This is a genomic window from Sphingomonas sp. 10B4, from assembly GCF_035019905.1.
Classification (GTDB): Bacteria; Pseudomonadota; Alphaproteobacteria; order Sphingomonadales; family Sphingomonadaceae; genus Sphingomonas; species Sphingomonas glacialis.
Map to the genome: position 1 here is coordinate 22,593 of NZ_JASJVC010000044.1, position 6,455 is coordinate 29,047.

6 protein-coding genes are annotated in these 6,455 nt (G+C 66.5%); 5 read left to right on the forward strand and 1 reads right to left on the reverse strand.

What is annotated here, in order from left to right; translation table 11 throughout:
* Nucleotides 1-48 precede the first annotated feature (48 nt).
* The 3 genes from QN347_RS13135 to QN347_RS13145 all read left to right on the forward strand — a co-directional run bounded on the left by QN347_RS13135 (nucleotide 49) and on the right by QN347_RS13145 (nucleotide 3,406).
* Nucleotides 49-651 (forward strand): hypothetical protein, encoded by a 603-nt coding sequence (locus QN347_RS13135; protein ID WP_323494051.1) that lies wholly within the window; start codon nucleotides 49-51, stop codon nucleotides 649-651.
* Complete coding sequence (locus QN347_RS13140) at nucleotides 651-1,721, forward strand: hypothetical protein (RefSeq protein WP_322160549.1); 1,071 nt, start codon at nucleotides 651-653, stop codon at nucleotides 1,719-1,721. The genes QN347_RS13135 and QN347_RS13140 overlap by 1 nt, the downstream gene beginning before the upstream one ends.
* Nucleotides 1,722-1,942: 221 nt before the next feature.
* Nucleotides 1,943-3,406: a DEAD/DEAH box helicase gene (locus QN347_RS13145; protein WP_189675519.1), complete on the forward strand. Its 1,464-nt coding sequence runs from the start codon at nucleotides 1,943-1,945 to the stop codon at nucleotides 3,404-3,406.
* 156 nt (nucleotides 3,407-3,562) lie between these two features.
* On the opposite strand, the gene QN347_RS13150 is transcribed toward QN347_RS13145, so the two are convergent.
* Nucleotides 3,563-4,228 (reverse strand): nitroreductase, encoded by a 666-nt coding sequence (locus QN347_RS13150; protein ID WP_322160550.1) that lies wholly within the window; start codon nucleotides 4,226-4,228, stop codon nucleotides 3,563-3,565.
* Between the two features lie 103 nt (nucleotides 4,229-4,331).
* Here QN347_RS13150 and QN347_RS13155 point away from each other — a divergent pair, with 103 nt between their 5' ends.
* Both QN347_RS13155 and QN347_RS13160 read left to right on the forward strand, forming a co-directional pair.
* Nucleotides 4,332-5,504 carry an acetyl-CoA C-acetyltransferase gene (locus QN347_RS13155; protein ID WP_322160552.1) on the forward strand — a complete coding sequence of 391 codons (1,173 nt, stop codon included), beginning with the start codon at nucleotides 4,332-4,334 and terminating at the stop codon, nucleotides 5,502-5,504.
* Between the two features lie 115 nt (nucleotides 5,505-5,619).
* The gene (locus tag QN347_RS13160) at nucleotides 5,620-6,402 is read left to right on the forward strand and encodes an SDR family NAD(P)-dependent oxidoreductase (RefSeq protein ID WP_322160553.1); all 783 of its coding nucleotides are present in this window, start codon (nucleotides 5,620-5,622) and stop codon (nucleotides 6,400-6,402) included.
* Nucleotides 6,403-6,455: the final 53 nt, after the last annotated feature.

Sequence of the window (6,455 nt, forward strand, 5' to 3'; positions counted from 1 at the left end):
CCGCGGCGCGCGGCGCAGCACAGTTGAACGGGGGAGATCGGGATGGACATGGAACGTTTCTGGCGGTGGGTACGCGGCGACGTTCCTCCGGTGCGCGCGTGCGATCAGGCCGTGGCGCGTCAAGCCTATGCCGATTATCTCAACGCGCAGATCGTCGGCTTCGCACCGACCAATGCCGACGTTCTGCTGAAGAAGCTGACCACGTCGAGCGACGCCGACTCCCCTTGCATGACCGCGCCCTTTCCAGAGCTGATGGGTGTCGAGACCAAGCTGGTCGAAGCGATTAGCGACGATCTGATCGACCGCACCTATTGGATCGTGCGCGAACGCTTCAATCGCGTCGTCGGTCCGGCGGCGATCGCGCAGCATCTCGCTTGGTCGCCGGCGGCGCTGGCCGAGCCTGCCAAGGCGCCGGTCGCTGAAACCATTCCATCCCGGGATACGCTATCACCCGCTGTCAGCGACGACCCTGCCACCGTCGACCCCGATGCGCTTGCCAGCGATGCCGGCGACCGCGAGGCGGCGCTCCGGCGCGACCAATCGGCCGAGATCGCAGCGCACGAAGCACAAGGCGGCGCGGCCGATGCCGCGACGTCCGACGACACGGCGCAGGCACCAGCATCCGACGTCGCCCAGCAGGAGAAACCCTGATGCCCGATCCCAGCCCCAGCGAGATCGCGCTCAAACGTCGCGACATGCAGGCGATGCTCAGCTTCATCCAGGGCGCGCGGATCGTCAGCATGGCGCGCGAAACCGCGGTGAGCCAGATTCAGGCTTGGCTGCTCGGGCGCTTTTGGTGGAGCTTGGTTAGCACGGCGATCGCGATCACGACCATCTGCGCCGCGAGCGCGCTGTGGACCGCGATCGCGGCAAATCGGGGGTTCCTGTGCGGCATCGTCTTGCTGTTGCTGATAGCGCGCGTCGGCGCTCTGATCAGCATCGGGCGCCGCATCAAGGACGAGGATATCGGGCAAAGCGTCGGCGCCGATGCGATCTATGCGCTGGCGACGCTCGGATCGGGGATCAACGGACTCGCGATCGCATTGATGTCGTCGAATGCGTTCGGCCTCGTCATGTATGCGCTGTTCGCGTCGGGACTGCCCTCGACAGTCGGCCTTACGGGTGGGATCGCTCCAACCTTCCGGCTAACGCTCGAGGCGCTGCGCACCAAGATGCACGTCGATCAAGCTGCCGCAGACGATCAGCAACAGCGGGCACGCGCGTGCGGTGCAACGCTTGGCAACCCGCCTGCCCCAGAAGAGAAGGCTGCACAGACGGCCGCTGCAGCGACGACCAGCAGCGTCGAACCGCCCGCCGAAAATGCCGCGGAAAGCAACGCCACCACCGCCGATGGTGACAGCGCCGCGCCTGATAACGCGGCGGCATCCCCCACGCCAACGCCTGCTGTGTCTGCTACGCCCGACCCGGCCGCGGACTGCGCGCGCCAGAAGCGTTTGGCCGACCTTTCAACCATCGACGCGCGCAGTTCCGAAAATGCCTATCTCACCGCCAGCGCAATGCCGCCCCGTACGGGCAGCAATGGTGATGCCGGCCAGCAACCGATCCTGAGCGCGCTGAAAAATGGCCTCGGCCTCGCCGAGCAATCCGATCTGTTCAAGCTGTTCATCTGGGCGTTCATCGCGGGGTTTGCCGAGACGCTCGTCCCCGACATGCTCGATGCGCTTGCCAAGCGCGGCGAGAAGAGCAAGGAGAAGAGCTGACTCGGCAGGCATTCCGACCCTGATCTTGACGGATCGCGGGTTGCTCGCTATATGCGCCCCATCGAAGCGTCATGCAGCGTGATGGGTCCTTGATAGGTCCGGCTCCGCCTCGGTCGTTACCACAACGGACCTCCCTTTTCACGCGGGGTGTCACATCTCCCCCCCGCCATTCGCGCGTCGATAATGCGCGTCCATGGCCTATGCAATGGACTAAAATACCCATGACTTTCGCTCAACTCGGCCTTGCCGAGCCGCTCGTCCGCGCGCTCGAAGCCAAAGGCTATACCACCCCCACCCCGATCCAGAAGCAGTCGATCCCGATCCTGCTCCAGGGCGGCGATCTGCTCGGCATCGCGCAGACCGGCACCGGCAAGACCGCAGCCTTCGTGCTGCCGTCGATCCAGCATCTGGTGAACAACGAAAAGCGCGTCCTGCCGACGCATTGCCGCATGCTCGTGCTCGCCCCGACGCGCGAACTCGCCAGCCAGATCGCCGAGAGCGCGCGTGACTACGGCAAGTTCTCGAAGATGTCGGTCGCGACCGTGTTCGGCGGCACCAGCATCAACAAGAACCGCCAGGACATGGCGCGCGGCGTCGACATCCTCGTCGCCACGCCGGGCCGTCTGCTCGACCTGATCGAGCAGCGTTTCGTCAGCCTCGCGATGCTCGAGATCCTCGTGCTCGACGAAGCCGACCAGATGCTCGACCTCGGCTTCATCCACGCGCTGCGTAAGATCGTCCGCATGCTGCCGAAACAGCGCCAGACGCTGTTCTTCTCGGCGACGATGCCGAACGCGATCCGCGAGCTCGCCAACCAGTTCCTCAACGATCCGCAGACCGTCAAGGTCGCGCCGACGTCGAGCACGGCCGAGCGCGTCGACCAGTTCGTCACCTTCCTCAACCAGGGCGAGAAGCAGGCGCTGCTGACGATCCTGCTGCGCGACGAGAAGGTCGAGCGCGCGCTCGTCTTCACGCGCACCAAGCATGGCGCCGACCGTGTCGTGAAGCTGCTCGCCGCCAATGGCGTGGATTCGAACGCCATTCATGGCAACAAGAGCCAGCCACAGCGCGAGCGCGCGCTCGCCGAGTTCAAGTCGGGCAAGGCCAAGGTTCTGGTCGCGACCGACATCGCTGCACGCGGGATCGACGTTTCGGGCGTTTCGCACGTCTTCAACTTCGAACTGCCCAACGTTCCCGAACAGTATGTCCACCGCATCGGCCGCACCGCGCGCGCCGGCGCATCGGGCACCGCGATCAGCTTCGTGGCGGATGATGAGCGGACGTACCTGCGCGACATCGAGAAGCTGACCAAGGTCAAGCCCGAGATGATGCAGCTCCCCGAAGGCTTCACCGCCGAGGCGGCACGGATCAAGGCGGCGCGTCCGGCCGGTTCCGACACGTTCGAGCGTCGTGATGACTCGGGTCGTCACCGTGCGCCGCCCAAGGCGACGCATTCGGCGCGTCCGACCGGGGATCGCGCAGCGGGTGCCGGTCGCCCGATGGGCGCGCGTCCCGAGGGTGCTGGTCGTCCGGCTGGTGCCGGGCGTCCGGCCGGCGGTGGCCGTCCCGGTGGCCAGGGTCGCCCCGGCGGCCAGGGCCGTCCCGGTGGCGGTCGTCCCGGTGGCGCCGGTGGGCGCTCGGGTGCCGGTGGTGGCGGCGGCCGTCGTTCGCCAGCCGCGGGCTGAACTTCTTAATCCTCCCCGGTACGGGGAGGGGGACCACCAGCCTCCTTCAGGCTGGTGGTGGAGGGGGCCCTCCACGAGCGTAACGCTAGCGGCACGCCCCCTCCACCATTTTGCCGAAGAGGCAAAATGGTCCCCCTCCCCGCAAAGCGGGGAGGATCAAGGGTGCAGCGTCAGCCACTCGTCTTCCGGAGCCCGTGCACTGCGTAAGCGGTTCGCGGGCTCTGTCGTATCTTCCACCCCGATCGCCATGCCGCAGAACAGCATCCGTTCGGCCGGCAGCGCGATCGCCTCCCCCACCGTCTCGGGATACATCGCCCAGCATTCCTGCGCGCAACTTCCCAGCCCCGCCTCGACCGCAAGCAGCATGACGTTCTGCAGATACATGCCGAGATCGGCCCATTGCGGCGGCCCCATCCGCCGGTCGACGCTACAGAACAAAGCTGCGGGCGCCCCGAAAAATTGGAAGTTGCGCGCGAACCACAGCCGCCGCGCCGCCTTGTCCTCGCGCGGGATGCCGATCTCGCGATACATCGCCTCGCCAACCGCAAAGCGCCGGTCGCGATACGGCGCGACGAGTTCGCTCGGATAGATATCATACGCCGCCGTCTCGGGCTGGCCCCATTGGATCTTGTGCAGCACCGCTGCCTTCAGCCGTTCCAGCGGCGCGCCGGTCAGCACGTCGACATGCCACGGCTGGAGGTTGCCGCCGGTTGCTGCGCGTGCCGCCTTGGTGACGATGCCGTGGAGCACCGCCGGGTCGACCGGATCGCTCAGGAAACCGCGTACCGATCGGCGCGCTGCAATCGCTTCGCTCACATCCATATGCCTGGCCTTTCGATCATCGGGTACGTCGTTCCACCTTGCCCAAGCGCCTGGAGTACGGCAATAGAGGTTGCAAACAGAAACCGATTATGGAGAGTCGAGCATGGCCGAAGCCTATATCGTTGATGCAGTGCGCACCGCAGGCGGCAAGCGCGGCGGGAAACTCGCTGGCTGGCACCCCGTCGACATGGCGGCATCGGTGCTCGATGCGATCGTCGAGCGCACCGGGATCGACGGCGCCGCGGTCGATGACGTGATCATGGGCTGCGTCATGCAGGGCGGACAGCAGGCCGGACAAGTCGGCCGCAACGCCGTGCTCGCCGCCAAGAACCTGCCCGACAGCGTGCCCGCCGTGTCGATCGACCGGCAGTGCGGATCGTCGCAGCAGGCGCTGCAGTTCGCCGCGCAGGCGGTGATGTCGGGAACGCAAGACATCGTCATCGCCGCGGGCGTCGAGAGCATGACGCGCGTGCCGATGGGCACCACCGCGACGCTGTTCATGAAAGAGGGCCTGGGCAACTACAAGTCGCCGCGGCTCGAGGAGAAATACCCCGGCATCATGTTCAGCCAGTTCATGGGCGCCGAGATGATCGTCAAGAAGCACGGCTTCGACCGCGCGATGCTCGACGCCTTCGCGCTCGAGAGCCATCGTCGTGCGCAGGCGGCGACCGAGCGCGGCGACTTTGCCGACGAGATCATCGCGCTCGAGATCGAGACGCCCGAGGGGATTGTCCAGCACAGCACCGACGAGGGCATCCGCTATGGCGCGACCTTGGAGAGCATCGGTTCGGTCAAATTGCTCCAGGAAGGCGGCAGCATCAGCGCGGCCAATGCCAGCCAGATCTGCGACGGCGCCTCCGCGGTGATGATCGTCAGCGAGGCGGCGCTCAAGGCGCACAACCTCACGCCGATCGCGCGGATCGTCAACTTGACCGTGACGGGCGGCGACCCCGTCATCATGCTCGAGGAGCCGCTGTTCGCGACCGACCGCGCGCTGCAGCGCTCTGGCATGAAGATCAAGGAGATCGACCTGTATGAGGTCAACGAGGCGTTCGCGCCCGTCCCGCTCGCCTGGCTGAAGCATACCGGTGGCGATCCGGCGAAGCTCAACGTCAATGGCGGCGCGATCGCGCTGGGGCATCCGCTAGGCGCTTCGGGGACGAAGCTGATGGCGACTTTGGTGCACGCGCTGCAGAAATCGGGCGGGCGGTACGGCCTGCAGACGATGTGCGAAGGCGGCGGCGTCGCTAACGTGACAATCATCGAACGGGTCTGATCCCCGTTGCCCCGGCGGAGGCCGGGGCCGTCCCGTTGCGACGCGCAACGGCGGCACCGCACCCAACATAGCGGCCCCGGCCTCCGCCGGGGCGACGAATTTAGGGGGACCTCACATGAAACTCGACACCACCACCGCCGCGGTTGTCACCGGCGGCGCATCGGGCCTCGGCGCCGCCACCGCACGCGCGCTCGCCGCCAAGGGCGTCAAGGTCGCGATCTTCGATCTGCAAGCCGAAAAAGGCGAGGCGCTCGCTGCCGAGATCGGTGGCGTGTTCTGCGAAGTGAACGTGACGTCGGATGAGTCGGTCGACGCCGGCTTCGCCAAGGCGCGCGCGGCCAACGGCCAGGAAGCCGTGCTCGTCTGCTGCGCGGGGACCGGCAATGCGGTCAAGACCGCGAGCCGCTCGAAGGAAGACGGCAGCATCAAGCATTTCCCGCTCGCCGCGTTCGACTGGCTCATTCAGATCAACCTGATCGGCACCTTCCGCTGCGTCGCTAAATCGGCGGCGGGGATGCTGACGCTGACGCCCGGCGACGACGGCGAGCGCGGCGCGATCGTGATGACCGCGAGCGTCGCCGCCGAGGACGGCCAGATCGGCCAGGCGGCCTATTCCGCGTCGAAGGGCGGCGTCGTCGGCATGACGCTGCCGATCGCGCGCGACCTGATGGGCGAAGGCATCCGCATCAACACGATCCTGCCGGGGATCTTCGAGACCCCGCTGATGCAGGGCGCGCCGCAGGCGGTGAAGGACAATCTCGCGGCGAGCGTCCCCTTCCCCAAGCGGCTGGGCATTCCCACGGAATATGCGCATCTCGCGCTGACGATGCTCGAGAACAGCTATTTCAACGGCGAGGACGTCCGCCTCGACGGCGCGATCCGCATGGCGCCGCGCTGACGTAAACTCCCCTCCCCTTCAGGGGAGGGGAGTTTACGCTGTCTCTTATACAC